Origin of the sequence: Hydrogenophaga sp. BPS33 (genome assembly GCF_009859475.1) — a bacterium.
GTDB lineage: Bacteria > Pseudomonadota > Gammaproteobacteria > Burkholderiales > Burkholderiaceae_C > Hydrogenophaga.
On the sequence record NZ_CP044549.1, the window covers coordinates 580758 to 604416 of the forward strand.

Sequence of the window (23659 nt, forward strand, 5' to 3'; positions counted from 1 at the left end):
ATGCCATTCGCACAGATCTACATGCTGGAAGGCCGCACCGAGGAGCAGAAGAAAGCGGTGATCGAGAAGGTCACGCAGGCCTTGGTGGAGGCGGTCGGCGCGCCGGTGAACAACGTGCGCGTGTGGATTCACGACGTGCCCAAAGAGAACTGGGGCATCGCCGGCGTGAGCGCCAAGACACTCGGCCGCTGACGGCCAACCCCGTCCCCTCGGCCCGCTGAATGGGGCCCCCCCGCCCCGGTTGCGTCCAGCACCGGGGCTTTTTTCTGTGCGCTCGCTTGTCTCCGCATGCTTGACAGCGCCAGGACTTCTGCACGAGAATTCTCTTACACGAACACTATTCTTTATAGAGAATAACCAGTCATGGCTCTGTCCTTTGAATTTGCCGCCGAACACGAGTCGGTCCGAGACACCATCCGGCGCCTGTGCCGCGACGAGCTCGCGCCCTTGGTCGAAGCTGCCGAGGAGTCCGAAACCTTTCCGAAACACGTGTTCCAGCGCTGGGGCGAACTGGGCCTGCTCGCCGTTCGTTATCCCGAGGCGGACGGTGGCAGCGGCATGGACAAGGTCTCCGACTGCATCGTGCGGGAAGAGCTGAGCTACATGAGCCAGGCGTTCGCCACCACCTGGTCGGCTCACACGCACCTGGGCATCTGGCCGATCTGGAAGGTGGGCACGCCACAGCAGCGCGAGACCTACCTCAAGCCCGCACTGAGGGGCGAGAAGATTTCCGGCTTCGGCCTGAGCGAACCCGATGGCGGCTCCAATGTGCGCGCGCTCAAGACGCGGGCCGACAAAGTGCCCGGTGGCTGGAAGCTCAACGGCAGCAAGCTCTACATCACCAACGCGCCCTTTGCCGACTTCCTGCTGGTGGCCGCGCGCACGCGCCCCGAACTGACCACCGAGGCGATCAGCCTGTTCATCGTGGACCTGCCGAACCCGGGTTTTGACATCCACAAGCTGCGCAAGGAAGGCATTCGCGCCTCGGAAACAGGACTGATCCACATCGAGGACGCTTTCGTGCCCGACGAGGCACTGCTCGGCGGCATCGAAGGCACCTACCCGGTGATCCTCGAATGCCTGAGCGAGAACCGCGTGGGCGTGGCGGCCAATGCGCTGGGCATGGCACGCGCGGCGTTCGATGCCGCCCATGCGTATGCGCAGGACCGCATCGTTGCCAACAAGCGCATCGGCGACTACCAGGCCATTGCGCACAAGCTGGCCGACATGTCGGCACAGATCGAAGCCGCAAAGTGGATGGTGTACTACGGTGCGTGGTGCGTGGACCAGGGCACGTTGACGGCCGACATGGCGGCGCGCATCAAGCTGATTGCCAGCGAGACCGCGTTGTCGGTGAGCGAGCAGGCGATCCGCATCCATGGCGGCGCGGGCATCATGCGCGAGTACCCGGTGGGGCGCATCCACCGCGACGCCTTCGTGTACGTCATCGGCGAAGGCACGAGCGAAGTGCAGCGCAACATCATCGCGCGCAGCCTGGGCTTCAAGCCATGACGATGAATGCCTTCGTCACCGGCGCGTTCGACACCGCCATCGGCAAGCTGCCCGGCAGCAGCTGCATGGGGCTGCACGCAGAGGCGGCTCTAGGTGCCGTAGCCGACGCCGGCCTGGCGCTGAGCGACATCGACGGTGTGTTGTGCGCCTACTCGTTCACCCAGCCGCACCTCATGCTGGCCTCGGTCTTCTGCGAACACCTGGGCATTCACCCGGGCTTTTGCGCCGCGATCCAAGCCGGAGGCGCCAGCGCCGCGATCATGGTGATGCAGGCGGCGGCCCTGGTGGCTAGCGGGCAATGCCGGCATGTGCTGGCCGTGACCGGGGACAACCGCCTCACCGGCCTTTCGCGCGACGGCGCGGTGGCCGCGCTCGCCGAGGTGGGGCACCCGGAATTCGAGCGGCCTTTCGGCATCAGCGTGCCGGCCTCGTACGCCCTGGTGGCTCAACACTACATGCACGCGCATGGCGTCACTTCCGAGCAGCTCGCGGCCATTGCGGTGGAGCACCGGCGCCACGCCGCGCGCCATCCCAAGGCGCAGATGCAAACGCCCATCAGCGTGGCGGACGTGATGGCCTCGCGCCTGATCGCATCGCCCCTGCACATGCTCGACTGCTGCCTGATCTCCGATGGCGGCGCGGCCGTGGTCGTGAGCGCGCGCGACGCCGCGCGGGACACCCGGGGCCCTGCGATCGAGATCCTCGGTGCAGGACAGGGCCACACGCACGAACACATCGTTGCCGCGCCCAGCCTGAGCGACTTCGGTTGCAAAGCCTCTTCGCGCACCGCGTTCGAACGCGCCGGTGTGCGCGCCTCGGACATCGACGTGGCCGAGATCTACGACTCCTTCACCATCACCCTGGCGGTGGAGCTGGAGTCCATTGGCTTCTTCGAGCGCGGCGAAGCTGGGGTGGCCGCCGAACGCGGCGAGCTCGGCCTGGGCGGCCGGCTGCCCTGCAACACCCATGGCGGCTTGCTGTCGTATGGTCACTCCGGTGCGGCCGGCGGCATGTTCCATGTGATCGAAGCCGTGCACCAGCTGCGCGGACATGCGCAGGCGCGGCAGGTGGACGGCGCGCGTCTGGCCTTTGTGCACGGCGATGGCGGCATTCTGTCCGCGCATTGTTCGCTGGTTCTGGGAGCGCACTGACATGTACCGTCCACTGCCCCAAGCCACGGCCGAGTCCCGCCCCTTCTGGGAGGGCTGCGCCCAAGGTGAACTGCGCTTCCAGCGCTGCGGCCACTGCGCCCGGCCGCAGCTGATTCCCCGCACGCTGTGCGAACAATGCCAACACGCCGAGCTGGCGTGGCAAGTGTCCCAAGGGCTCGGCCGCATCCTGAGTTTCACGGTGGTGCACCGCGCACCGACGCCGGCCTTTCGAGATGACCTGCCTTATGTGATCGCGCTCGTGGACCTGGACGAAGGCTTTCGCCTGATGGTGAACATGGACCACGACCCCCTTGCGGCGACGCCCCTGGCCATCGGGCAGCGCGTGCGCATCGGCTTTCGGCAGGTCGACGGCATTGCCTTGCCCCATGCCCATGCCGTGCCAGGAGACCGCGCATGAAGCCGCAGGTCATCACCTTCGCGGACTTCCAGCCCGGCATCGCACTGGGCGTGCACGTCGAGTGCTACACGCCCGAACTGGCGGCCACCTGGACGTCCATCTTCGGCCAGCAGACCGATGATGGCGCCAACGGTGCGGCCGAGGCAGCGAGCGTGGCCATGGCGCTGACCATGCGCGCCTACCTCACGGTGGCGAGTCCGCGCCCACCCGGCAATGTGCAAGTCCGTCAGCGGTTCCATCTGCACCAGTTGCCACGCTTGGGGGAAACGGTGAGCTCTGTCGTGCATTGCATCGGCAAGCAGGTCAAGCGCGATCGGCTGTACGTGGACCTGCAAGTGGAGGGCGTGGGTGACCACGGCCGCCCACTGTTCACCGGGGTGCTCAGTGTGATCTGGGCGGCCTGAGAAGGAGACACCATGAAGCACCACGACTTGCCCGACACACTGGCACCCGCGCGCATGACGGTCAGCGCAACGGCCATCGCCGCATACGCCGATCTCACGCAGGACTTCAACCCCATCCACGTCGACGCCGCGTTCGCGGCCACCACGGCCATGGGCGGCGTGATCGCGCACGGCACCATGTCCATCGGCCTGATCTGGCAGTCGCTGCAGCGCAGCGCGGGCGCCAACGCCTTTGTCGACGCCGATCTGGACATCCGCTTCGTCAAACCCGTGCGCCTGGCCGAAACGCTGGTGGCGGGTGGCGCGCGCCGGGCGAACGAGCCCGGCGTCTACGACGTGTGGGTGCGCGCCGTGGCCGACGACAGCGACCGCCTGGTGGGCTCGCTGACCCTTGCAACCTCTCCCAACGCCTGAGCACACATGGCCTCCCAACACGCTTCATCCTCAACAGCCGCGCGCGCCGACGCGCTGCTCGCCCTCTGGCGCACCATGACCCTGGTGCGCCAGGCCGAACTGGCGCTGGTCAAGCTCTTCGCCGACAGCGAAGTTCCGGGCTTCATTCATCTGAGCATCGGCCAGGAAGCGATCTCGGCCGGCGTGGCATCGGCGTTGCTAGCCCAAGACACGCTGGCGACCAACCACCGGGGCCACGGCCATGTGCTCGCACGCGGCATGGACCTGCACGGCTTCTTCAAGGAAATCATGGGCCGCGCGGGTGGCCTGTGCCAGGGGCGCGGCGGCTCCATGCATGTGGCCGATCTGCGCCTCGGGATTCTCGGCGCCAATGGCATCGTGGGCGCGGGCATTCCGATCGCGTTGGGCAGCGCGCTCGCGCACAGCGTGCGCCGCACCGAGGGCGTGGCCGTCGCGTTCTTTGGCGACGGCGCGATGGCCGAAGGCGTGCTGCACGAAACCCTCAACATGGCGGCGTTGTGGAAGATGCCGCTGCTGATGGTTTGCGAGAACAACGGGTGGAGCGAGTTCTCGCCCACCTCGCGCCAATTCGCCGCGCCGCTGCAAGCCCTGGCAGCGGCCTTCGGCCTGGCCTACCGCAAGGTCGACGGCAACGACGCACTCGCGGTGGCCGAGGCGGCCGGCGCGGCGGCGTTGGCCGCGCGCTCGGGTGGGGGTGCGCAGGTGCTGGAGTGCATCACGCACCGTGTGCGCGGTCACTACGAGGGCGATCCGCAGAAGTACCGCGAGGCCGCCGAGCTGGAGGGCGTGTCGGAACACGATCCCCTGCGACAGGCGCGCAGCGCGCTGCTGGCGATGGGCCTGGAAGAAGCCGCGCTGCAGCAGGAAGCCGCTGCCATCGAGCAGCGCATCGAGGCTGCGGTGGCCGCCGCACGCGCCGATGCGCTGCCGACCTTCGAGTCCGCGCTCGCCGACGTCTACACACCGGGAGTGCAAGCATGAGCGCCGCACCGAAAGAGTTGCGCTATGCGCAGGCGGTCAGCCAGGCCTTGCACGACGCCATGGCCGCCGACGAACGCGTGATTGTGTTGGGCGAAGACGTGGCCGCCGCCGGTGGCTCGTTCAAGGCCACGCGCGGCCTGCTCGAAGCGCACGGCGCCGATCGGGTGCGCGACACGCCGATCTCCGAAGCCTCCATCGTGTCGGCCGCGGTGGGCGCGGCACTCACCGGCCTCAAGCCGGTGGTGGAAATCATGTTCATGGATTTCATCACCCTGGCCATGGACGCGCTGGTGAACCAGGCGGCCAAGGCACGCTTCATGTTTGGTGGCCAGGGCAGTGTGCCCATGGTGTTGCGCACCCCGCATGGCGGCGGTCTGAGCGCCGGGCCGCAGCATTCGCAATGCCTCGAAGCCTGGCTGGCGCACGTGCCCGGTCTCAAGGTCGTGTGTCCGAGCAACCCGCAGGACGCCTATTCGCTGCTGCGTGCCGCCATCGACGACCCGGACCCGGTGGTGTTTGTCGAGCACAAGGGCCTGTATGCCCGCAAGGGCATGGTCGACACGGGCGAACGCGCGGCCATCGGACAGGCGCGCACCGTTCGCCCGGGCCGCGACGTGACGCTGGTGAGCTACGGCGCCACGGTCGCCACCTGCCTGCAGGCGGCCGAACAGCTGGCGGGCGAGGGGGTGGAGGCCGAGGTGTTGGACCTGCGCTCCATCCAGCCCTGGGACAAGGCCGCTGTGCTCGCCTCGCTGGCGCGCACGCACCGCATGGTGGTGGTGCACGAAGCCGTGCGCGACTTCGGCGTGGGTGCGGAGATCGTGGCCACGGTGATGGCCGAGGGGTTTGACGAGCTCGACGCGCCGGTGTTGCGCGTTGCCGCGCCGTTCATGCCCGCGCCATTCGCCACGTCCCTGGAGCAGGGCTATGCCATTCACGCCGACGCGGTGCTGCAAGCCGTTCGGCAAACACTTTGAACCCGGAAGGAAGACCACCATGTCCGACGTCACCACCGCACCGATCCTGACCCGCGTGGACAACGCCGTTGGCGTGATCACCATCCACCGGCCCGCCACCCTCAACGCGCTCAACACCGAGACCTTGCTCGCGCTCGAAGATGCACTCACGCAGATGGAGAAGGACCCGGCGGTGCGCGCCATCGTGTTCACCGGCGCGGGCGAGAAGGCCTTTGTGGCCGGCGGCGACATCGCCGATCTCAACAGCCGGCAGGGTCTGGCGCACTACCAGGAATTTGCCGAAGTCATCCACCGCGTGTTCCGGCGCATCGAGGTGTGCGACAAGCCCACCATCGGCGCGATCAATGGCTGGGCGCTGGGCGGCGGCACGGAGTTGCTGTTGGCGCTGGACATCCGGCTTGTGGCCGAGGACGCGCGCCTGGGCCTTCCCGAGATCACGCTCGGCTTGTTCCCGGGTGCCGGTGGCACGCAGCGCATCATTCGGCAGATTCCGCTGTGCCGCGCCAAGGAACTCATGTTCACCGGCGACCAGATCACCGCACAGGAAGCGGTGCAGCTCGGCCTGGCCAACCGCACCGTGCCCAAAGCCACGCTGATGGAGGAGTCCATGGCGCTGGCACAACGCATCGCCGCCAAATCCCCGATCACGCTCAAGCTGCTCAAGCGCACGCTGCGCGACGGGGCGGACATGCCGCTGAGCGCGGCCATCGGCCACGAGCAGGCCATGATCGGCCTGGTGCTGGACAGCCAGGACGCGCACGAAGGCTGCTCGGCCTTCCTGGAAAAGCGCAAGCCGCAGTTTGTGGGGCGCTGAACCATGCGACGCGATCTCTTGATGCCCAAGCTTGGCCTGACCATGACCGAAGGCACGCTGGCGGAATGGCTGGTGCGGCCGGGGCAACGTTTCGAGGCCGGCGACAGCCTGTTCGTCATCGAGTCGGAGAAGGCAGCCATTGAGGTCCCTGCCGATGCTGGCGGCACCTTGCTCGAGGCCGGCGCGGCCGTGGGCCAGACCTTGGCGGTCGGCACGGTGATCGGCAGCTGGGACGACGGCTCGGCGCAAACCTCACCGCCGGCCGCGCGCCCGGCGCCCTCTGCTGCGAAGCCGCCGGCCGAAGCCGTGGCGCCCGCACCAGTCCCGCCACCCACGCCAGCGCCGCTGACCGCAGGCGCGCCCCCATCGGCGCGCATCATCGCCTCGCCGCTCGCCCGCCGCGTGGCGGCCCAACGGGGCGTGGACCTTGCGGGCGTGCGCGGCAGCGGCCCGCGCGGTCGCATCCGCGCGGCCGACGTGCCCGAGGCTGTGGTCGGTGCGCCCACGGGCGTTGCGACCGTGGCGCCTGCCAACGGCGTGCTGACGCGGCCCACGGCGGTGGAATCCACCATCGCGCGGCGGCTGGTGCAATCCAAGCAGCAGATCCCGCACTTCTACCTTGCCGCCGACGTCGAGGTGTCGGCGCTGATGGCCTTGCGCGCCGAACTGAATGCGGCGCAAGCAGGACAGCGCTTCACGCTCAACGACTTTCTGCTCGCCGCCGTGGGCCGCGCGCTGGCTGAGCTGCCGCAAGTCAACCGCGTGTGGACCGACGAGGGCATCCTGTCGCTGCCCACGCCCGACGTGGGCATTGCCGTGAACACCGAGCGCGGCCTGGTGGTGCCGGTGCTGCGCGATGCGGGTCGCTTGCCGCTGAGCGAACTGGCGCGGCAGTCCCGCAGCGCCATCGAACGTGCGCGCGCCGGGCGGCTCTCGCCGGCCGACATGTCGGGTGGTTGCATCACCGTGTCCAACGCCGGCATGCACGACGTGACCAGCATGACCTCGATCATCAACCCCGGCCAGGCCATGATCCTGGGCGTGGGCAGCGTGCGCGAGGTGTTCCGCCCGGACATCCAGGGCCAGCCTGCGTTGTGCCGCGAGATCGCGCTGGTGCTGTCGGCCGATCATCGCTTGCTCGATGGCGTGGCCGCCGCGCAGTTTCTGAAACAGGTGCGCGGGCTGTTGGCCCGTCCCTTGGCCTTGCTGGTGGCGTGATGGACAAGCAGGAAACCGTGTTTGACGTGCTGGTCATCGGTGGCGGTCCCGGCGGTTACGTGGCCGCGCTGCGCGCGGCGCAGCTGGGCTTGCGCACCGCTCTGGTGGAGCGTGAGCACCTGGGCGGCATCTGCCTGAACTGGGGCTGCATTCCCACCAAGGCCTTGCTGCACAGCGCGGACACCTTGCGCCGCATTCGCGGGGCCGGTGCCCTGGGCATTCGCGTGGCGCCGCCCGAGGTCGACTTCCCGGCCATGGTCGCTCGCTCGCGCACGGTGGCGCAACGTCTGAGCCGGGGCATCGCCGGTTTGTTGAAGAAGGCCGGCGTCCAGGTCTTTGAAGGACATGCGCACTTCGGCCCCGACGCCCAGGTGCGTGTGCGCCATGCCGATGGCAGCGAACGCACCGTGGCGGCTCGCCACCAGGTGCTGGCCACCGGTGCGCGCGCCCGCGCCTTGCCCACACAGCCGTTCGATGGCGAGCGTGTGTGGAGCTACCGCGATGCACTGAGCGCGTCGCGCGTGCCGGCCTCGCTGGTGGTGGTGGGCGCGGGTGCCATCGGCCTGGAGTTCGCGAGTTTCTACGCGACCCTGGGCACGCAGGTGACGCTGGTCGAGGCCATGGGCCAGGTGCTGCCCGGTGGCGACGCGGACGTCTCCCGCTTCATGCAAAAGACCCTGCAACAGGACGGCATCGCGGTGCGCACCCAGGCCCGCGTGCAGCAGGTCGAGCACACGGCCAACGGCGTGCGCGTGGGGGTGGAGAGCGCAGCCGGGAACGAAACGCTGGAGACCGAACACGTGCTGGTGGCCATCGGCCTTCTCGGCAACACGGAGGAACTTGGGCTCGAACACACGCGCGTGCAGAGCGACCGGGGCCTCGTCACCGTCGACGCCTGGGGCGCGACCGCGCACGCCGGCATCCACGCGATCGGCGATGTGACCGGCCTTCCCATGCTCGCGCACAAGGCCATGCACCAGGGCATCGTGGTGGCCGAGCGCATTGCCGGCCTGCGCCGGGGTGGCGACGCACCGCACCCGGCGATTCCCGCCTGCACCTACGGCCATCCGCACTCGGCCGCGGTGGGCCTGACCGAGGCCCAGGCGCGGGCGCGGGGACAAGCGCTGCGCGTGGGGCGCTTCCCGCTCGAAGGCAATGGCAAGGCGGTAGCCATCGGAGAAGCCAGCGGCTTTGTGAAAGCCATCTTCGACGAGGCCAGCGGCGCTTTGCTCGGTGCCCACATCGTCGGCCCCGAGGCCACCGAAATGATCCAGGGCTTTGCGATTGCGATGGGGCTGGAGAGCACCGAGGCCGAACTGATGGAGACGGTGTTCCCCCACCCGACGGTGTCCGAGTCCATGCACGAGTCGGTGTTGGCCGCGCATGGACGCGGGCTGCACATCTGAACCAACCTCTTTCAGGCAAACGGACATGCTGAGCGACGCACTTCAAGGTTTTCGGGTTCTCGATTTCAGCCAGGGCATTGCCGGCCCGCACGGCGCCTGCCTGCTCGGCGAAATGGGCGCGGAGGTGATCAAGATCGAACCGCCCACCGGCGACTGGCTGCGCGTGCTCGGTGCGCGCAAGGGCCAGTCCAGCGTGCTGTTCGCCACCTTCAACCGGGGCAAGCGCGGCGTGATGCTCGACCTCAAGAAGCCCGATGCGCTGGAGACGGCGCGCGGCATGATCGCGCAGGCCGACGTGATGCTCGAGAGCTACCGCGTGGGTGTGATGGCGCGCCTGGGGCTGGACCACGAGACCGTGCGCAAGATCAACCCGCGCCTGGTCTATGTCTCGGTCACCGGCTTCGGCCAGCAGGGGCCGTACATCGACCGGCCCGCGACCGACGCCGCCGTGCAGGCCTACAGCGGTTTCTCGTTCGGCGCGAGCGACATGGTCACGCCCATGCGTGTGCGCCTGTCGCTGGTGGACATCATCTCGGGCATCTACACCAGCCAGGCCATCGTGGCCGCCTTGCTCAAGCGCGCCCGCACGGGCGAAGGCCAGACCATCGACATCAGCCTGGCGCACAGCATCACCGCGGTGCAGGGCTACAAATACGCCGAGCACGAGTTGACCCAGGGTGCGATCAGTGGCGAGCTGTTCGCCGGCATCGGCCTGTACGCCACGGCCGATGGCTTCATCGCCATGTCGGCCATGAAGGAGCAGCACATCATCGACCTGATGGGCGTTCTCGGCCTGGGCGACGCGCTGCAGGACCCGCGCTTTGCCACGCCACAAGCCCGCTTTGACAACCAGGGCGCGTTGCGCGAACGCTTGTCCGAGCGCTTTGCCCGCCAGCCCTCGGCGCACTGGCTGCCCTTGCTGCGCCAGGCCGATCTGATCCACCAGGAGGTGCTGACCTACGACGCGTACCGGCGCGATCCGCAGGTGTTGCACCAACGCCTGTTCACCCCCACCGACCTCAACGAGATGGGCACCCTGCCCACCGTGCGCATGCCGGGTCTGAGCGCGGAAACCGCGCCCATGGCCCCGCCACCCTCCATCGGCCAGCACACGCAAGCGGTGTTGTTGTCCATGGGTCTGATCCCACCCCCCGCTTCTTCAACACCCACAGGAGACAAGCCATGACCCTACTGCGCCGCCACATCGTTCTCGCCACCACCTTGCTTGCCGCCAGCCTGGGCGCTGCCGCTCAAGGCATACCCGCAGGCAAGACCATGCGCATCATCGTTCCGTACGCTGCCGGCGGCACGTCCGACATCCTGGGCCGCAAACTGGCGCAAAGCCTGGGCGAGCGCCTGGGCCGCAGCGTGATCGTCGACAACCGCGCGGGCGCCGGCGGCTCGATCGGCACCGAAACCACGGTGCGCGCGGACCCCGATGGCACCACCATCTTGCTGCACAGCGGGGCCATCGGCACCGAGCCCGCGCTCAAGCGCCAGTTGCCTTACGACGTCACGCGCGATCTGACGGCCGTGACCACCGCCGTTCAAGGCCCCTTCGCCTTGCTGGTCAGCCCGCAGCTGCCGGTGAAAAACGTGGCCGAACTCATTGCCTACGCCAAGGCCAACCCGTCGCGCATGAACTTCGGCACGCCCGGCATGGGCACCTCGGTGCACCTGGCCAGCGAGCAATTCAAGCTCGCCGCCGGCATCCCTGGCGCGCACGTGCCTTACAAGGGCGCCTCGCCGGCCCTGGCGGCGTTGATGGCCAACGAAGTGCAGTTCGTGGTCGACCCCCTGGCCACCGCCAAGAAGCTGGCCGAATCGGGCAAGGTGCGGGCGATCGCGGTGACCACTGCCAAGCGGACCAATCTGTGGCCCGAGATGGGCACGGTGGCCGAAGGTGGCCTGAACGGTTTCGATTCGTCGGTCTGGTACGGCCTGTACGTGCCTTCCAAGACCCCGGCCGAAACCGTGCGCCTGCTCAACACCGAGTTTGTCGCGATCCTCAAGTCGCCGGAGATGGTGAGCTGGTTGCACGACCAGGGGCTGGAGCCGGTGGCCGACACGAGTGAACAGTCGCGCCAGTGGCTGGCCAAGGACATCCAGCGCTGGAAGACGGTGGTGCAGGCCGCCGGCATCCAGCCCGAATGACGCACCCCACCGCCCACTGAACCAGTACAGGCACAGGACCATGGATTTCCAACTCAACGACGTACAACGCATGATGGTCGAATCGGCCCGCCAGGTGGGCGACCGGTTCGGCCTGGAGTACTGGCGCGAGCACGATGCGAAGAAGACCTTCCCGGCCGAGTTCTGGCGCGCCGTGTGCGACGCCGGCCTGGGCGGTGCTGCCTTGCCGGAAGCGCACGGCGGCAGCGGGCTGGGCATGTTCGAGCTCGCGCTGATCGTGGACACCCTGGCGTCCTGTGGCGGTGGGTCCACGGTGGGCCAGTTGTTCATGATCAACCCGATCTTCGGTGGCGTGTCGATCTCGCGCTTTGGCACCGAGCGCATGCAGCGCGAGGTGCTGCCCGGCATCGTCTCGGGCGAGATCAACTGCAGCATGGCACTCACCGAACCCGATGCCGGCACCAACACGCTGGAACTCAAGACCTTCGCGCGCGCCGATGGCGACGGCTGGCGCGTCACGGGACGCAAGGTGTGGATCACCGGCGTGGCCTCGGCGCACAAGATGCTGGTGGTGGCGCGCACGAAAAAGCTCGCCGACGCGAGCTCGCGCACCGATGGCTTGAGCCTGTTCATGATCGACGTGCAGCGCGACGGCCTCACGCACGCGCCGATCGACAAGCTCGGCACCTGCACGCTGGATTCGAGCAGCGTCTTCTTCGACGACGTGCGGGTGGAGCCGCACGAGTTGATCGGCACGCTGCACGGCGGCTGGCGCGAGTTGCTCGACGTGCTCAACACCGAACGCATCGTCACCACCGCCGGCCTGGTGGGCTCGGGCGATCTGGCCATCCGACTGGCGGTGAACTACGCCAACGACCGCAAGGTGTTCGCGGGACGCGCGATCTCGTCGTACCAGGGCATCCAGTTTCCGCTGGCCCAGGGGCATGCCGAGCTGCAGGCCGCGCGCCTGCTCAACCACAAGGCGGCGTGCAACTTTGACCAGGGTGTGTCCTACGGCAGCGAAGCCAACGCCGCCAAGCTGCTGGCTGCGCAAGCCTGCTCCAGCGTGACGGAGAAAGCAATGCAGGCCCTGGGCGGCATGGGCTATGCGAAAGAGTTCCACCTGGAACGGCTGTGGCGCGATTGCCGCCTGTTCCGCTTCGCGCCCGTGTCGGAGGAGATGGTGCTCAACTTCATCGCCAACCACGACCTGGGCATGCCGCGTTCCTATTGACGCGTCGAACGGGCCAAAAAGTCAAAGGAGCTCCCATGGTCAGCCTGTATTCGGCCGTTCGGTATTGGGCGCAGCAGGACCCCTCGCGTTGTGCCCTGGTCTATGAAGGCCAGCGCATCGGCTATGGCGAACTCGATCAACGCGTGCGCCAGGCCGCGCGCCGCTTGCATGAAGACGGCATCCGCCCGGGCGACGTGGTCGCGCTGCTCATGAAGAACAGCGCGGCCTTCATCGAACTCGCGCTCGCCGTGAGCCGCCAGGGCGCGGTGCTGCTGCCGATCAACTACCGCCTGAGCGCCGATGAAGTGGCCTACATCCTCGACCATGGGCAGGCCCGCCTGTTGTTCATTGACGAGGAATGCGCGGCGCTCGCCCCCGGCTTCGCGGCCACGCGCACCGTCACGCCCGCGGCACAGGCCGACAGCCGTGTTCTGTCGGGCCCGGGTGAGGACTTGGACGCCGCGTTTCTTGTGCCGGGTGACCTGTTTCGCCTCATGTACACCTCGGGCACGACCGACCGGCCCAAGGGGGTCGTGCACACCTACGAGAACGTGCACTGGAAATGCCTGGACCACATCACCGCGCTGGGACTGGGCGCGCAAGACCGCTTGCTGGTGGTCGGGCCGCTGTACCACGTGGGTGCGTTCGATCTGCCGGGGTTGGCGGTCTTGCTGGGCGGCGGCATGCTCGCGGTGCTGCGGGACTTTTCCGAAGACGCGGTGCTTTCGCTGATCGCGCAGGAACGGCTCACGGGTGCCTGGTTGGCGCCGGTGATGCTCAGTCGCCTGCTGGCCTGGCCGCAGCGCGCGGCGCACGATGTCTCGAGCCTGCGTTGGGTCATCGGTGGTGGCGAACGCACGCCGGAGCAGCGCATCCGCGACTTCGGCCAGCTGTTCACCGCCGCGCGCTACATCGACGCGTACGGCCTCACCGAATCGTGTTCGGGCGACACCCTGATGGACGCCGGGCGCGAACTCGAGAAGATCGGCTCCACGGGCCGCGCGCTGGCGCACGTTGCGCTGTCGATCCGCGACGAAGCGGGCCAACCGCTGCCGCCGGGCCAGGCGGGCGAGATCTGCCTGCGCGGGCCCAAGGTCACGCGCGGCTACTGGCGCGACGAAGCCCGCACGCGCGCCAGTTTCCACGGCGACTGGTTGCGCACCGGCGATGTCGGCCATCTGGACGACGAGGGCTACCTGTTCCTCACCGACCGCAAGAAAGACATGATCATCAGCGGCGGCGAAAACATCGCCTCGTCGGAAGTCGAGCGCGTGCTGTACCAGATGCCCGAGGTCGCCGAAGCCGCCGTGATTGGTTTGCCCGATGAGCGCTGGGGTGAGTGCGTGGTCGCCGTGGTGGTGCTGCATTCGGCGCACACGCTCGAACTGCCGCAACTGCAGGCGTTCTGCCAGGGACGGCTGGCCGGGTTCAAGACGCCCCGGCGCCTGTTGCTGCGCGAGAGCCTTCCCCGAAACCCTTCGGGCAAGGTGCTCAAACGCGTGTTGCGCGACGAGATCGTCGCCGCGCCGGACGGAGATCGGAGCACACCATGACCTTGCCACTGGATTTGACGGGGAAGACGGCGCTGGTGACCGGCGGCGCCAGCGGCATCGGTCTGGCGTGCGCGCAGCGCCTGGCTGCGGCGGGCGCGCGCGTGGTCCTGGCCGATCGGAACGCCGCGCTGGCGCAGGAACGCGCGGCCGAACTCGATGGCGAGGCACTCGTGCTCGATGTGGGCGACGAGGCGGCCGTGGCCGCGGCGGCGGCGCAATGGCACGCGCGCCACGGCGCGGTGGACATCCTGGTCAACTCGGCCGGCGTGCTGCAGCGCACGCTGCCGCCCGGGCAACTGACGCTCAAGGAGTGGGACTTCGTGGCCCACATCGACCTGCGCGGCACCTACCTGTGTTGCGCCGCCTTCGGTCAGGAGATGGCACACCAGCACAAGGGCGCCATCGTCAACATTGCGTCGGTGGCCGGCATGCGCTCGGGCCCGCTGCACAGTTACGGACCGGCCAAGGCCGGCGTCATCAGCCTGACCGAGAACCTGGCCGGCGAATGGGGCCGCAGCGGTGTGCGGATCAATTGCGTCTCGCCCGGCTTCACGCAGACCCCAGCGCTGGAGAAGGGGTTTTCCACCGCCACGCTGCACGAGGATGCGCTCGTGCAAAGCGCCGCGCTGGGTCGGCTGGTGCGGGCCGATGAAATCGCCAACGCCGTGGTGTTCCTGGCGTCCGACTGGGCATCGGCCATCACCGGTGTGAACCTGGTCGTGGACGCGGGGTATCTGGTCGCCACGCCCTGGCATGCCTATGGCGGACTGCGCTCGCCGTGAGGCGACTCAGGTTCGCCGGTAGCATAGGCGCATGGCATCTTCATCCCCTCCCGACAAACCCGTTGGCGCCCTCGTCAGCGGCCTGGCCATCGTGCGCTACCTCGCCGCCAGTGCAACTCCGCTGGGCGTCACGCGCGTGGCGCGCGACCTCGAACTGAACGCCAGTACCTGCTTCAACCTGCTCAAGACCCTGGTGCACGAGGGCATGGTGAACTTCGACGAGTCCACCAAGACCTACTCGATCGGCCTGGGCGTGGTGGAGCTGGCCAAGGGCGCGCTGGAGCAGTCCGCGTATGTGCGCATGATCCAGCCGACCCTGCGCGAAATCGCGGAAGCCTTCCGCGTCACCGCCACGCTGTGGCACCGCACCCGGGGCGAGCGCGTGGTGCTGCTGGACCGCGCGGACCACGAGTCGGCCGTGCGCGTGCACATGTCCATCGGGCAACGACTGCCCATGTACCTGGCGGCCCTGGGCCGATGCATGGCCGCCAACTCGGGCCTGAGCACGGAAGAGCTGCGCACCCGGTTCAACGAGCTGCGCTGGGCAGACGGCCCGAGCTTCGAGACCTATCTCAAGGAGGTCGAGCAGGCACGCAAGATGGGCTACGCGGTCGACAACGGCAGCTATGCGAAAGGCGTGACCACGGTATCGGCGCCGGTGCTGGACCAGGAGCGCAAACCCATCATGGCCATCAGCGCGGTGGGCTTTTTCGGCCAGCTGAGCAACGCCGAACTCAAGGCCGCCGGCGAGTTCATTCGGCAGCGTGCGGACAAGGTGACGCGCGCGCTGGCGGGCGGAAACTAGCGCGCCGACTTTCGCAAGCGCCCTGAAGGGCGGGCTGGGCGCCAACGTTCCATACCGTCGAGCAACAGTTGGAGACCGGCCTCGAACGCGCTTTCGGCATCCACTTGCGAAAACGGTAGGGCCATGAAATGCGCCGCACCGTATTCGGCAACGGGCGCCTGTTCGATGCGCTTGACGATGAACTTCGCGTGCGCGGCGGGCAATTGCCTGCTGACTTCGGCGTAGGCGGCGGTCATGGTGTATTGGGCCAGCAGGTGGTAGCCCATGGCGCTGTGTTCAGGTCGGTATGCCAGGCTGTGCCGGCCTCGGCTTCGCCGATGAACTTGCCATCGACCATGCGGTTGGAGATCACGTAGATCTCGGGCATATCCGGCACCACGTACTGGCGCCGCGGGTTGGGTGCCGGTTCGCCGAAGGCGCGCGTGAATTCCAGCTGTTCGGTGGGGATCAGGTGCTGGCCTCGCAGCAGGATCGCGCCGTGCCGACCCACGGCGTTTTCCAGGGCCGACAGCGTGGCGGCGTCGGCGTTCAGGATGTCGACGTCCAGTACCTCGACGCCAAAGCCTGGCATGAGGGGACGGATCTTGAGCGCGGGTGCTTCGGCACGGGCCGTGGTGTCTGTGGTGGTGCTCATTGGTGTACCTTCGGCTTCGCCTGCGGTGCGAGCTTGCTTGGGGTGGCCCGGCGCGGCGCTCATGCGTTCCTGTGCGGTTGATGGAAGTCGGTGTCAGACGGGCGCGGGGAACAGCACCTGTTCATCGAAGAACAGCTTTCGCGAGCGCTCCACGTAGGTGCGGTTGTCGGCCGCCAGGGCCGCGCCCGCCAGCGACTGCGCCGACGAGAGCAGGGTGGCTTCGTTCGGAAACCAGGTCTCCGAGATGCCGTCCAGCGCAATACCGTGGTCGGGCAGCCCGAGCGGGTTGGGCAGTTGCTCCAGCACGTGAAGCTGGTGGTAGCGCCCCGGGTCGGCGCATGGCATCGCGCGCCAGGGGTTGGTGCACGGTGGTCCAGTGGTGCGTGAAGGCTTCGCGCGTCCATTGCGCCTTGCGCTGTAGCAGCACCATGCGCTTGATCCACGCTTGCGCGGGTGGCAAGGCAGCGAGCGCGTCGACCACCGGCACCTCCTCGAAGCGCAAGACCGTCAACACGCCGAGCGGCAGGCCTTCGTAGAGGGACGAGAGCGCAGGGAGGCCGGGCGTGCACTCGAACCAGAACGCCTCCATCAGGTCCACCGCCATGGACAACTCGGGGGAGCCTGGGGGCGAAGGGGGGGCCGTCTGCACGCGCAACAGCGAATGCCGCAGCACAGAAGCATGTCGACACGTTCGGCGCGCCATGTCCACGGCACGCTCCAACTGCTGCCGTGTGGTGCCGGCGCCCGCTGCCAGGATGCACAACACGCCGCTGGCGCTGTCATCGCGCGGCAAGCTGGCCGAGCTCGTCAGATCGCGGGGGAGAGGCCGTCCGTTCATGGCGTGCCAGTCTAGAAACAGGGCCCCCAGGTCGCTAGACGCGGTCCACTGATGGGCGGCATAACTCCGGTCTATGACGGCGGCGTGACCCGGCGGGTGCACCGGCTCGGTGCGCCGTCCAACAGATGCGTCGGGCGCGGCGGTGTAAAAAGATACTCTGAATGAACACAATCCAGGAGCCCGCATGAAAAGCAATGTCTACCTGAAGCAACCCTCGCGCTACCGCACGCGTTCCACGCCGGTCCTGCCGTGGCTCCTGCCGGTGGTGATCGCCGCGGGGGCCGCGGTGCTGCTGTCCGGCTGCGCGGTGAGCGTGCCCAAGGGCGTCGAGCCGGTCACGAACTTCGACGTCAAGAAGTACGCCGGCACCTGGTACGAGCTGGCACGCATCGACCACCGCTTCGAACGCGGCCTGATCAACGTCAGCGCCCAGTACAGCCTGAATGCCGATGGCACCGTGAAGGTGCTCAACCGGGGCTACAACCCCGAGAAAAAAGAATGGAAACAGGCCGAAGGCAAGGCCCGTTTTCTCGGCGACCCGCAAACGGCTTCGCTCAAAGTATCGTTCTTCGGCCCCTTCTATGGCGGCTACAACGTGGTGTACCTGAGCAACGATTACAAGACCGCGCTGGTGGTGGGCAACTCGCTCGACTACTTCTGGCTGCTCTCGCGCGAGAAGCAGATTCCGGAACGGGAGATGAAGGCACTGCTGGAGCGGGCCGCGCGCCTGGGGGTGAACCTGGACGATGTGATCGAGGTCGCGCAGCAGTGACGCCCATGCGCACCACTGCGAGCACTTCGGTGGGTTGATGCGCCCTGCTCTACCGCAGCGAAGGGGTGGCTATGCCCGCCCTCCGCGCCACCGCTCGATCAGCGCAATGGCCTCGCCCATGATGCCGCGCCGGAACGCCAGCACGCACACCACGAAGATGAAGCCGATGACCATGGTCACCGACTCGCCCAGGCCGTTGAACCAGTCGATGCCGGTCGCGCCCGCCAGGAAATGGCCGATCTCGCCGAGCTTGTTCTCCAGCGCGATCACCACGGTGGCCCCCACCAGAGGCCCCGAGAGCGTGCCCAGCCCGCCCACCAGCGTCATCAACACCACCGAGCCCGACATGGTCCAGTGCACATCGGTCAGCGTGGCAAAGCCCATGGCCAGCGTCTTGAGCGAGCCCGCCAGTCCCGACAGCGCGGCCGACAGCACGAACACCAGCAGCTTGAAGCGCTGCGTGTCGTAACCCAGGGAGATAGCGCGCGGCTCGTTCTCCTTGATGGCCTTGAGAATCTGGCCGAAGGGCGAGTGCACGATGCGCATGATCAGCAGGAACGCGCCCACGGTGACGAGCAGCGTGAAGTAGTACATCGTGAGGTCGTCACCGAGATCGATGAACCCCAGCAAGTGGCCACGCGGCACGCCCTGCAAGCCATCTTCGCCACCCGTGAGCGGCATCTGCAGGCAGAAGAAGAACAGCATCTGCGCCAGCGCCAGCGTGATCATGGTGAAGTAGATGCCCTGGCGGCGAATCGCTAGCGAACCCACCAGCCAGCCCAGCACCGCGCCCGTCAGCGTGCCGAACACCAGGCCCAGCTCCGGCGGCACGCCCCAGACCTTCATCGCATGCCCTGCGGCATAGGCGGATCCACCCAGAAAGGCCGCGTGGCCGAACGAGAGCAGGCCGGTGTAGCCCAGCAACAGGTTGAAGGCCGAGGCAAACAGCGCGAAGCACAACAGCTTCATCACCAGCACCGGATAGAGGCCGATGAAGGGCGCGGCCAGCAGCGCCAGCAGCAACAGGCCGTAGAGGATGTTCTTGGACGTCGTGTTCATGCCGGCTTCACTTTTCCTTGCCGAACAGCCCGGCGGGGCGGATCAGCAGCACGATGGCCATGATGACGAAGACCACAGTGGACGAGGCCTCGGGATAAAACACCTTGGTCAGGCCTTCGATCACGCCCAGGCCCAGGCCGGTGAGGATGGTGCCGAGGATGGAGCCCATGCCGCCGATCACCACCACCGCAAAGACGATGATGATCAGGTGCTGTCCCATGAGCGGCGAGATTTGCATGATGGGTGCGGCCAGCACGCCGGCCACGCCCGCCAGCGCCACGCCAAAGCCGTAGGTCAGCGTGACCATCAGGGGCACGTTGACGCCGAAGGCCTCGACCAGGCGGGGGTTCTCCGTGCCCGCGCGCAGGTAGGCGCCGAGCTTGGTTTTTTCGATCACGTACCAGGTCGCAAAACACACCACCAGGGAGGCCAGCACCACGAAGCCGCGGTAGTTCGGCATCACCATGAAGCCGAGGTTGGTGGCGCCTGAAATGGGCGCGCTGTAAGGCAGGCCCGACACGCCGTAGACCGAGCGCAGCACGCCTTCGAGCATCAACGTGAGACCCAGCGTGAGCAGCAGACCATAGAGGTGGTCCAGCCGGTAGATCCAGCGCAGGAACAGGCGCTCGATCACGATGCCGACCAACCCCACCAGCAAAGGGGCGAGCGCGAGCATCACCCAGTAGTTGAGCTCCAGGTACTCCAGACCCATCCAGGTCAGCACCGCACCGAGCATGAACAGCGCACCGTGCGCGAAATTGATGACGTTGAGCAAACCGAAGATGACCGCCAAGCCCAGGCTCAGGATGGCGTAGAACGAGCCATTGACCAGGCCCAGCAGCAACTGGCCCAGCAGGGCGGACAGCGGTATTCCGAAGAAGTCCATCGGTGGTGCGTCGGGTGGGGTGGGGCGGGTGTTTCAGGCGCGGGCGCCGCGGGCCGAGGCCCACGGCGCCCGTGTCAGATCGTCAGGTCACTTCCAGAGCTTGCACTTCGATTCGGCCTTGGTCGTGAACACCGTATCGCCCGGCAAGGTGGCGGCGATCTTCATGTAGTCCCACGGCTTCTTCGAGTCGGCCGGCTTCTTCACCTCCAGCAGGTACATGTCGTGCACGTAGCGGCCGTCCGGGCGGATGGTCCCTTTGCCGAAGAAGTCGTTGATCGGCATCTTCTTGAGCTGCGCCATCACCTTGTCGCTGTTGGTGGTCTTGGCCGCGGTCACCGCCTTGAGCCAGGTGGTGGTGGCCGAGTAGTTCGCGGCCTGGATGCTGGTGGGCATGCGCTTGGCCTTCTCGAAGAACTTCCTGGCGAAGGCGCGGCTGGCGTCGTCCTTGTCCCAGTACCAACTGTCGGTGAGGTACATGCCCTGCGTGTCCTTCAGGCCCAGGCTGTGCACGTCGGTGATGAACATCAGCAGGCCGGCCAGCTTCATGGTCTTGGTGATGCCGAACTCGCTCGCCGCCTTGATCGAGGCAATGGTGTCGCCGCCCGCATTGGCCAGGCCGAGGATCTTCGCGCCAGAGCTTTGCGCCTGCAGCAGGAACGAGGAGAAGTCCGAGGTGTTGAGCGGCGCGCGGACCGCGCCCTTCACGGTGCCCCCGGCCGCCTTCACGACGTTGCCCGTGTCGGTTTCCAGCGCGTGGCCGAACGCGTAGTCGGCGGTGAGGAAGAACCAGTCCTTGCCGCCCTGCTTCACGATGGCCGTGCCAGTGCCCTTGGCCAGCGCCACGGTGTCGTAGGCATAGTGCACGGTGTAGGGCGAGCAGGCGTCGTTGGTCAGTGCCGACGAACCCGCGCCGTTGACGATGTAGAGCTTCTTCTTTTCTTCCGCCACCTTGGCCGTGGCCAGCGCGGTGCCGGAGTTGGTGCCGCCGATCATGACGGCCAGGCCCTGCGTGTCCATCCATTCGCGCGCTTTGGAGGCCGCGATGTCGGCCTTGTTCTGGTGATCGGCGGTCAGCAGTTCAATGGGTTTGCCCAGCACCTTGCCGCCGAAGTCGTCGATGGCCATCTGGATCGCCATGGCGCCGTTCTTGCCGTCCACGTCGGAGTAAAGGCTGGACATGTCGGTGGTAAAGCCGATGCGCACTTTGTCTTGCGCATGCGCGGCGGTGAACAGGCCCGCGGCGCCGAGTGCCAGGGCGAGCAGTTTGACGGTGTGTTTCATGCGGTCGGTCTCCATGAATAAGCGGTTGAGGGAAGGGGTGATCGGTGGGGCGTGGCGAGGATGTGGGGCAGGGCTCATACGCCCAGCAACGCGTGAAGCACGGGCATCTTCTCGGTCAGTTGAGACGCGTCGAACTGTTCGACCATGCGGCCGTGCTCCATGACGTAAAAACGATCGGCCAGCGGAGCCGCGAAACGGAAGTTCTGCTCCACCATCACCACCGTGTAGCCCTTGCTCTTGAGCATGCGGATCATGCGGGCCAGGGCCTGCACGATCACCGGTGCCAGGCCTTCGGAGATCTCGTCGAGCAGCAGCAGGTGCGCGCCGGTTCGCAGGATGCGGGCCACGGCCAGCATCTGCTGTTCACCACCCGACAGGCGCGTGCCCGGGCTGTGGCGGCGCTCGGCGAGGTTGGGAAACATGTCGTAGATGTCGTCCACCGCCATGCCCTTGCCGTTGCCCTTGAGCGCTGGCGGCAGCAACAGGTTTTCTTCGCACGACAGGCTGGCGAAGATGCCACGCTCTTCGGGACAGTAGCCGATGCCATGGCGCGCGATGCGGTGCGTAGGCAGGTGGATGAGCTCCTGCCCGTTGCTGCGAATGGAGCCTGTGCGCGAACCGGTCAGCCCGAGAATGGCGCGCAGCGTGGAGGTGCGGCCCGCGCCGTTGCGCCCGAGCAAGGTGACGACTTCACCCGGTTGCACCACCATGTCCACACCGTGCAGCACATGCGACTCACCGTACCAGGCCTGCAGATTCTTCAGCTCCAGTGCCGGTGCGCTCATCCGTGCGCTCCCACGAGTTCGCCGTCCGTGGTGCCCATGTAGGCCTCCATCACCGCAGGGTTGCGCGAAACTTCGGCATACGAACCCTCCGCCAGCACCGCGCCGCGCTGCAGCACCGTGATCGTGTCCGCGATGTCCGAGACCACGCCCATGTTGTGTTCAACCATCAGAATGGTGCGACCTGCCGCAACCTTCTTGATGAGCTGCGTGACACGGTCCACATCCTCGTGCCCCATGCCCTGCGTGGGTTCATCGAGCAGCATCAGCTCGGGCTCCATCGCCAGCGTGGTGGCGATCTCCAGCGCGCGCTTGCGGCCATACGGCAGGTTGACCGTGGTCTCTTGCGCAAAGTCCTGCAGGCCAACTTCGGTCAGCAGTTGATGGGCCCGCTCGTTGAGGCGGTTGAGCGTGCGCTCGCTCTTCCAGAAGTGGTAGGCGGTGCCCAGTTGGCGTTGCAGGCCGACCCGCACGTTCTCGAGCACGCTCAGGTGGGGGAACACCGCTGAAATCTGGAACGAGCGGATGATGCCGCGGCGCGCGATCTGGGCCGGTGCTTCGCGCGTGATGTCCTGGCCGTTGAACAGGATCTGGCCCTGCGTGGGTTCGAGGAACTTGGTGAGCAGGTTGAAGCAGGTGGTCTTGCCCGCGCCGTTGGGGCCGATCAGTGCGTGGATCGCGCCGCGCTGCACGCGCAGGTTGACGTCGTTGACGGCGGTGAAACCCTTGAAAGACTTCGTGAGTTGGCGCGTTTCCAGAATGGTGTCGCCGGACTTGTCGTGCATGAAGTGAGACGCTCCCAGAAGGCTGCCGGGTCATGTGGCTGAAGCACAATGTCCGGCAAATTCTGGGGGAGGGCCTTGCACGGGCCTATAGGTGCAAACACCGAGCGTAACGGTGTGTGGAGGTCGCAGCGGCCGGGGGCAGGCCAGCCTTCGGGCGTCTTTTCCCCGCCGCGATCGGGCGCTTCAGCGCAGCGCGAAGTACAGCGCAGCCAATCCCACCACCACCGCCGCACCCCAGAGCCACGTCTGCTTGGAGGCCGTTGCCGGTGCGGCAGGCGCCGCAGCGGCCGCGGTCGCGGCCACTTCGCCTTCGGCCGGCGCCGGGGCTTCCACGGCGACCTCAAAGGCCTTGAAGAAGTCTTCGGCCATCTTCGCGGCAGTGGCATCCACCAGGCGCGAACCGACCTGCGCAATCTTGCCGCCCACCTTGGCATTGGCGGTGTAGTTCAGGCGCGTTTGTGCAGGGCTTTCGGCGGTGAGGTTCACCGCGGCCGTTCCCTTGCCGAAGCCGGCCATGCCGCCTTGGCCCTCGAAGCTCAGCGTGTAGCTGTTCGGCGCGTTCAGTTCGCTCAGGCGCACCAGGCCTTTGAACTTGGCGTTGACCGGACCGATCTTCAACGCCAGCGCGGCGGTGAACGTGTCATCGGCCGTCCGTTCGAGCGACTCGCAGCCCGGGATGCACTGCTTGAGCACTTCGGGATCGTTCAGGGAGGCCCAGGTCTTCTCGATCGAGGCCTGGATGTTGCGTTCGCCGTTGAGTTCCATGTGACGTTCGAATGTGATGAGGTGTGAAAGGTGG

Annotated in this window: 27 protein-coding genes; 18 read left to right on the forward strand and 9 right to left on the reverse strand. The window is 67.1% G+C overall.

Annotated elements, in window-relative coordinates; translation table 11 throughout:
* From F9K07_RS02775 to F9K07_RS02855, 17 genes are all read left to right on the forward strand, one after another.
* Window positions 1-192 (forward strand): 2-hydroxymuconate tautomerase, encoded by a 192-nt coding sequence (locus F9K07_RS02775; RefSeq protein WP_159589158.1) that lies wholly within the window; start codon window positions 1-3, stop codon window positions 190-192.
* 171 nt (window positions 193-363) lie between these two features.
* Window positions 364-1512 (forward strand): acyl-CoA dehydrogenase family protein, encoded by a 1149-nt coding sequence (locus F9K07_RS02780; RefSeq protein WP_159589160.1) that lies wholly within the window; start codon window positions 364-366, stop codon window positions 1510-1512.
* Window positions 1509-2663: a thiolase family protein gene (locus F9K07_RS02785; RefSeq protein WP_159589162.1), complete on the forward strand. Its 1155-nt coding sequence runs from the start codon at window positions 1509-1511 to the stop codon at window positions 2661-2663. Before F9K07_RS02780 ends, F9K07_RS02785 begins: the two co-directional genes overlap by 4 nt.
* Before the next feature lies 1 nt (window position 2664).
* Window positions 2665-3081, forward strand: a complete 417-nt coding sequence (locus tag F9K07_RS02790; protein ID WP_159589164.1) for a Zn-ribbon domain-containing OB-fold protein — start codon at window positions 2665-2667, stop codon at window positions 3079-3081.
* A complete protein-coding gene (locus tag F9K07_RS02795; protein ID WP_159589166.1) occupies window positions 3078-3485 on the forward strand; it encodes a hypothetical protein in 408 nt (135 codons plus the stop codon). Before F9K07_RS02790 ends, F9K07_RS02795 begins: the two co-directional genes overlap by 4 nt.
* Window positions 3486-3497: 12 nt before the next feature.
* Window positions 3498-3899: a MaoC family dehydratase gene (locus F9K07_RS02800; RefSeq protein WP_442907377.1), complete on the forward strand. Its 402-nt coding sequence runs from the start codon at window positions 3498-3500 to the stop codon at window positions 3897-3899.
* 6 nt (window positions 3900-3905) lie between these two features.
* Window positions 3906-4901, forward strand: coding sequence for a thiamine pyrophosphate-dependent dehydrogenase E1 component subunit alpha (locus F9K07_RS02805; RefSeq protein WP_159589168.1), 996 nt, complete (start codon window positions 3906-3908; stop codon window positions 4899-4901).
* On the forward strand, window positions 4898-5878 hold the full coding sequence (locus F9K07_RS02810) for an alpha-ketoacid dehydrogenase subunit beta (protein ID WP_159589170.1): 981 nt from the start codon (window positions 4898-4900) through the stop codon (window positions 5876-5878). Before F9K07_RS02805 ends, F9K07_RS02810 begins: the two co-directional genes overlap by 4 nt.
* A 19-nt stretch (window positions 5879-5897) precedes the next feature.
* Complete coding sequence (locus F9K07_RS02815; RefSeq protein ID WP_159589172.1) at window positions 5898-6692, forward strand: enoyl-CoA hydratase/isomerase family protein; 795 nt, start codon at window positions 5898-5900, stop codon at window positions 6690-6692.
* 3 nt (window positions 6693-6695) lie between these two features.
* Window positions 6696-7910, forward strand: a complete 1215-nt coding sequence (locus tag F9K07_RS02820; protein ID WP_159589174.1) for a dihydrolipoamide acetyltransferase family protein — start codon at window positions 6696-6698, stop codon at window positions 7908-7910.
* The gene (gene lpdA / locus F9K07_RS02825; protein WP_159589176.1) at window positions 7910-9316 is read left to right on the forward strand and encodes a dihydrolipoyl dehydrogenase; all 1407 of its coding nucleotides are present in this window, start codon (window positions 7910-7912) and stop codon (window positions 9314-9316) included. Before F9K07_RS02820 ends, lpdA begins: the two co-directional genes overlap by 1 nt.
* Window positions 9317-9341: 25 nt before the next feature.
* Entirely contained in the window at window positions 9342-10502 is a 1161-nt protein-coding gene (locus F9K07_RS02830) for a CaiB/BaiF CoA transferase family protein (protein ID WP_159589178.1), read from the forward strand.
* Window positions 10499-11470, forward strand: coding sequence for a tripartite tricarboxylate transporter substrate binding protein (locus F9K07_RS02835; protein WP_159589180.1), 972 nt, complete (start codon window positions 10499-10501; stop codon window positions 11468-11470). Before F9K07_RS02830 ends, F9K07_RS02835 begins: the two co-directional genes overlap by 4 nt.
* 40 nt (window positions 11471-11510) lie before the next feature.
* Window positions 11511-12683: an acyl-CoA dehydrogenase family protein gene (locus F9K07_RS02840; RefSeq protein ID WP_159589182.1), complete on the forward strand. Its 1173-nt coding sequence runs from the start codon at window positions 11511-11513 to the stop codon at window positions 12681-12683.
* 35 nt (window positions 12684-12718) lie between these two features.
* Window positions 12719-14236, forward strand: a complete 1518-nt coding sequence (locus F9K07_RS02845; protein ID WP_159589184.1) for an AMP-binding protein — start codon at window positions 12719-12721, stop codon at window positions 14234-14236.
* The gene (locus tag F9K07_RS02850) at window positions 14233-15018 is read left to right on the forward strand and encodes an SDR family NAD(P)-dependent oxidoreductase (protein WP_159589186.1); all 786 of its coding nucleotides are present in this window, start codon (window positions 14233-14235) and stop codon (window positions 15016-15018) included. Before F9K07_RS02845 ends, F9K07_RS02850 begins: the two co-directional genes overlap by 4 nt.
* 31 nt (window positions 15019-15049) lie before the next feature.
* The gene (locus F9K07_RS02855; protein WP_159589189.1) at window positions 15050-15823 is read left to right on the forward strand and encodes an IclR family transcriptional regulator; all 774 of its coding nucleotides are present in this window, start codon (window positions 15050-15052) and stop codon (window positions 15821-15823) included.
* Here F9K07_RS02855 and F9K07_RS02860 read toward each other — a convergent pair.
* The 3 genes from F9K07_RS02860 to F9K07_RS02870 all read right to left on the reverse strand — a co-directional run bounded on the left by F9K07_RS02860 (window position 15820) and on the right by F9K07_RS02870 (window position 16802).
* Window positions 15820-16089, reverse strand: coding sequence for a TetR/AcrR family transcriptional regulator C-terminal domain-containing protein (locus F9K07_RS02860; RefSeq protein ID WP_159589191.1), 270 nt, complete (start codon window positions 16087-16089; stop codon window positions 15820-15822). The two genes, F9K07_RS02855 and F9K07_RS02860, sit on opposite strands and share 4 nt — an antisense overlap.
* Window positions 16056-16457: a TauD/TfdA dioxygenase family protein gene (locus tag F9K07_RS02865; protein WP_159589193.1), complete on the reverse strand. Its 402-nt coding sequence runs from the start codon at window positions 16455-16457 to the stop codon at window positions 16056-16058. The genes F9K07_RS02860 and F9K07_RS02865 overlap by 34 nt, the downstream gene beginning before the upstream one ends.
* 93 nt (window positions 16458-16550) lie before the next feature.
* Entirely contained in the window at window positions 16551-16802 is a 252-nt protein-coding gene (locus tag F9K07_RS02870) for a hypothetical protein (RefSeq protein ID WP_159589198.1), read from the reverse strand.
* 677 nt (window positions 16803-17479) lie between these two features.
* Here F9K07_RS02870 and F9K07_RS02875 point away from each other — a divergent pair.
* Window positions 17480-18067 (forward strand): lipocalin family protein, encoded by a 588-nt coding sequence (locus F9K07_RS02875; protein WP_159589200.1) that lies wholly within the window; start codon window positions 17480-17482, stop codon window positions 18065-18067.
* A 69-nt stretch (window positions 18068-18136) separates the two neighbouring features.
* Here F9K07_RS02875 and F9K07_RS02880 read toward each other — a convergent pair whose 3' ends face one another.
* The 6 genes from F9K07_RS02880 to F9K07_RS02905 form a co-directional block, all read right to left on the reverse strand.
* A complete protein-coding gene (locus tag F9K07_RS02880) occupies window positions 18137-19126 on the reverse strand; it encodes a branched-chain amino acid ABC transporter permease (RefSeq protein WP_159589202.1) in 990 nt (329 codons plus the stop codon).
* Between the two features lie 7 nt (window positions 19127-19133).
* Entirely contained in the window at window positions 19134-20012 is an 879-nt protein-coding gene (locus tag F9K07_RS02885; protein ID WP_159589204.1) for a branched-chain amino acid ABC transporter permease, read from the reverse strand.
* A gap of 87 nt (window positions 20013-20099) precedes the next feature.
* Window positions 20100-21293: an ABC transporter substrate-binding protein gene (locus F9K07_RS02890; protein WP_159589206.1), complete on the reverse strand. Its 1194-nt coding sequence runs from the start codon at window positions 21291-21293 to the stop codon at window positions 20100-20102.
* Window positions 21294-21367: 74 nt separating this feature from the next.
* Entirely contained in the window at window positions 21368-22078 is a 711-nt protein-coding gene (locus tag F9K07_RS02895; protein WP_159589208.1) for an ABC transporter ATP-binding protein, read from the reverse strand.
* Window positions 22075-22860: an ABC transporter ATP-binding protein gene (locus F9K07_RS02900; protein ID WP_159589210.1), complete on the reverse strand. Its 786-nt coding sequence runs from the start codon at window positions 22858-22860 to the stop codon at window positions 22075-22077. Before F9K07_RS02900 ends, F9K07_RS02895 begins: the two co-directional genes overlap by 4 nt.
* 183 nt (window positions 22861-23043) lie before the next feature.
* Window positions 23044-23625 (reverse strand): CoxG family protein, encoded by a 582-nt coding sequence (locus tag F9K07_RS02905; RefSeq protein WP_159589212.1) that lies wholly within the window; start codon window positions 23623-23625, stop codon window positions 23044-23046.
* Window positions 23626-23659 lie beyond the last annotated feature (34 nt).

Coding starts and splice junctions, on each gene's coding strand:
- F9K07_RS02775 (WP_159589158.1), top strand. CDS start 1: ATGCCATTCGCACAGATCTACATGCTGGAAGGCCGCACCGAGGAGCAG.
- F9K07_RS02780 (WP_159589160.1), top strand. CDS start 364: ATGGCTCTGTCCTTTGAATTTGCCGCCGAACACGAGTCGGTCCGAGAC.
- F9K07_RS02785 (WP_159589162.1), top strand. CDS start 1,509: ATGACGATGAATGCCTTCGTCACCGGCGCGTTCGACACCGCCATCGGC.
- F9K07_RS02790 (WP_159589164.1), top strand. CDS start 2,665: ATGTACCGTCCACTGCCCCAAGCCACGGCCGAGTCCCGCCCCTTCTGG.
- F9K07_RS02795 (WP_159589166.1), top strand. CDS start 3,078: ATGAAGCCGCAGGTCATCACCTTCGCGGACTTCCAGCCCGGCATCGCA.
- F9K07_RS02800 (WP_442907377.1), top strand. CDS start 3,498: ATGAAGCACCACGACTTGCCCGACACACTGGCACCCGCGCGCATGACG.
- F9K07_RS02805 (WP_159589168.1), top strand. CDS start 3,906: ATGGCCTCCCAACACGCTTCATCCTCAACAGCCGCGCGCGCCGACGCG.
- F9K07_RS02810 (WP_159589170.1), top strand. CDS start 4,898: ATGAGCGCCGCACCGAAAGAGTTGCGCTATGCGCAGGCGGTCAGCCAG.
- F9K07_RS02815 (WP_159589172.1), top strand. CDS start 5,898: ATGTCCGACGTCACCACCGCACCGATCCTGACCCGCGTGGACAACGCC.
- F9K07_RS02820 (WP_159589174.1), top strand. CDS start 6,696: ATGCGACGCGATCTCTTGATGCCCAAGCTTGGCCTGACCATGACCGAA.
- lpdA (WP_159589176.1), top strand. CDS start 7,910: ATGGACAAGCAGGAAACCGTGTTTGACGTGCTGGTCATCGGTGGCGGT.
- F9K07_RS02830 (WP_159589178.1), top strand. CDS start 9,342: ATGCTGAGCGACGCACTTCAAGGTTTTCGGGTTCTCGATTTCAGCCAG.
- F9K07_RS02835 (WP_159589180.1), top strand. CDS start 10,499: ATGACCCTACTGCGCCGCCACATCGTTCTCGCCACCACCTTGCTTGCC.
- F9K07_RS02840 (WP_159589182.1), top strand. CDS start 11,511: ATGGATTTCCAACTCAACGACGTACAACGCATGATGGTCGAATCGGCC.
- F9K07_RS02845 (WP_159589184.1), top strand. CDS start 12,719: ATGGTCAGCCTGTATTCGGCCGTTCGGTATTGGGCGCAGCAGGACCCC.
- F9K07_RS02850 (WP_159589186.1), top strand. CDS start 14,233: ATGACCTTGCCACTGGATTTGACGGGGAAGACGGCGCTGGTGACCGGC.
- F9K07_RS02855 (WP_159589189.1), top strand. CDS start 15,050: ATGGCATCTTCATCCCCTCCCGACAAACCCGTTGGCGCCCTCGTCAGC.
- F9K07_RS02860 (WP_159589191.1), bottom strand. CDS start 16,089: ATGGGCTACCACCTGCTGGCCCAATACACCATGACCGCCGCCTACGCC.
- F9K07_RS02865 (WP_159589193.1), bottom strand. CDS start 16,457: ATGAGCACCACCACAGACACCACGGCCCGTGCCGAAGCACCCGCGCTC.
- F9K07_RS02870 (WP_159589198.1), bottom strand. CDS start 16,802: ATGCCATGCGCCGACCCGGGGCGCTACCACCAGCTTCACGTGCTGGAG.
- F9K07_RS02875 (WP_159589200.1), top strand. CDS start 17,480: ATGAAAAGCAATGTCTACCTGAAGCAACCCTCGCGCTACCGCACGCGT.
- F9K07_RS02880 (WP_159589202.1), bottom strand. CDS start 19,126: ATGAACACGACGTCCAAGAACATCCTCTACGGCCTGTTGCTGCTGGCG.
- F9K07_RS02885 (WP_159589204.1), bottom strand. CDS start 20,012: ATGGACTTCTTCGGAATACCGCTGTCCGCCCTGCTGGGCCAGTTGCTG.
- F9K07_RS02890 (WP_159589206.1), bottom strand. CDS start 21,293: ATGAAACACACCGTCAAACTGCTCGCCCTGGCACTCGGCGCCGCGGGC.
- F9K07_RS02895 (WP_159589208.1), bottom strand. CDS start 22,078: ATGAGCGCACCGGCACTGGAGCTGAAGAATCTGCAGGCCTGGTACGGT.
- F9K07_RS02900 (WP_159589210.1), bottom strand. CDS start 22,860: ATGCACGACAAGTCCGGCGACACCATTCTGGAAACGCGCCAACTCACG.
- F9K07_RS02905 (WP_159589212.1), bottom strand. CDS start 23,625: ATGGAACTCAACGGCGAACGCAACATCCAGGCCTCGATCGAGAAGACC.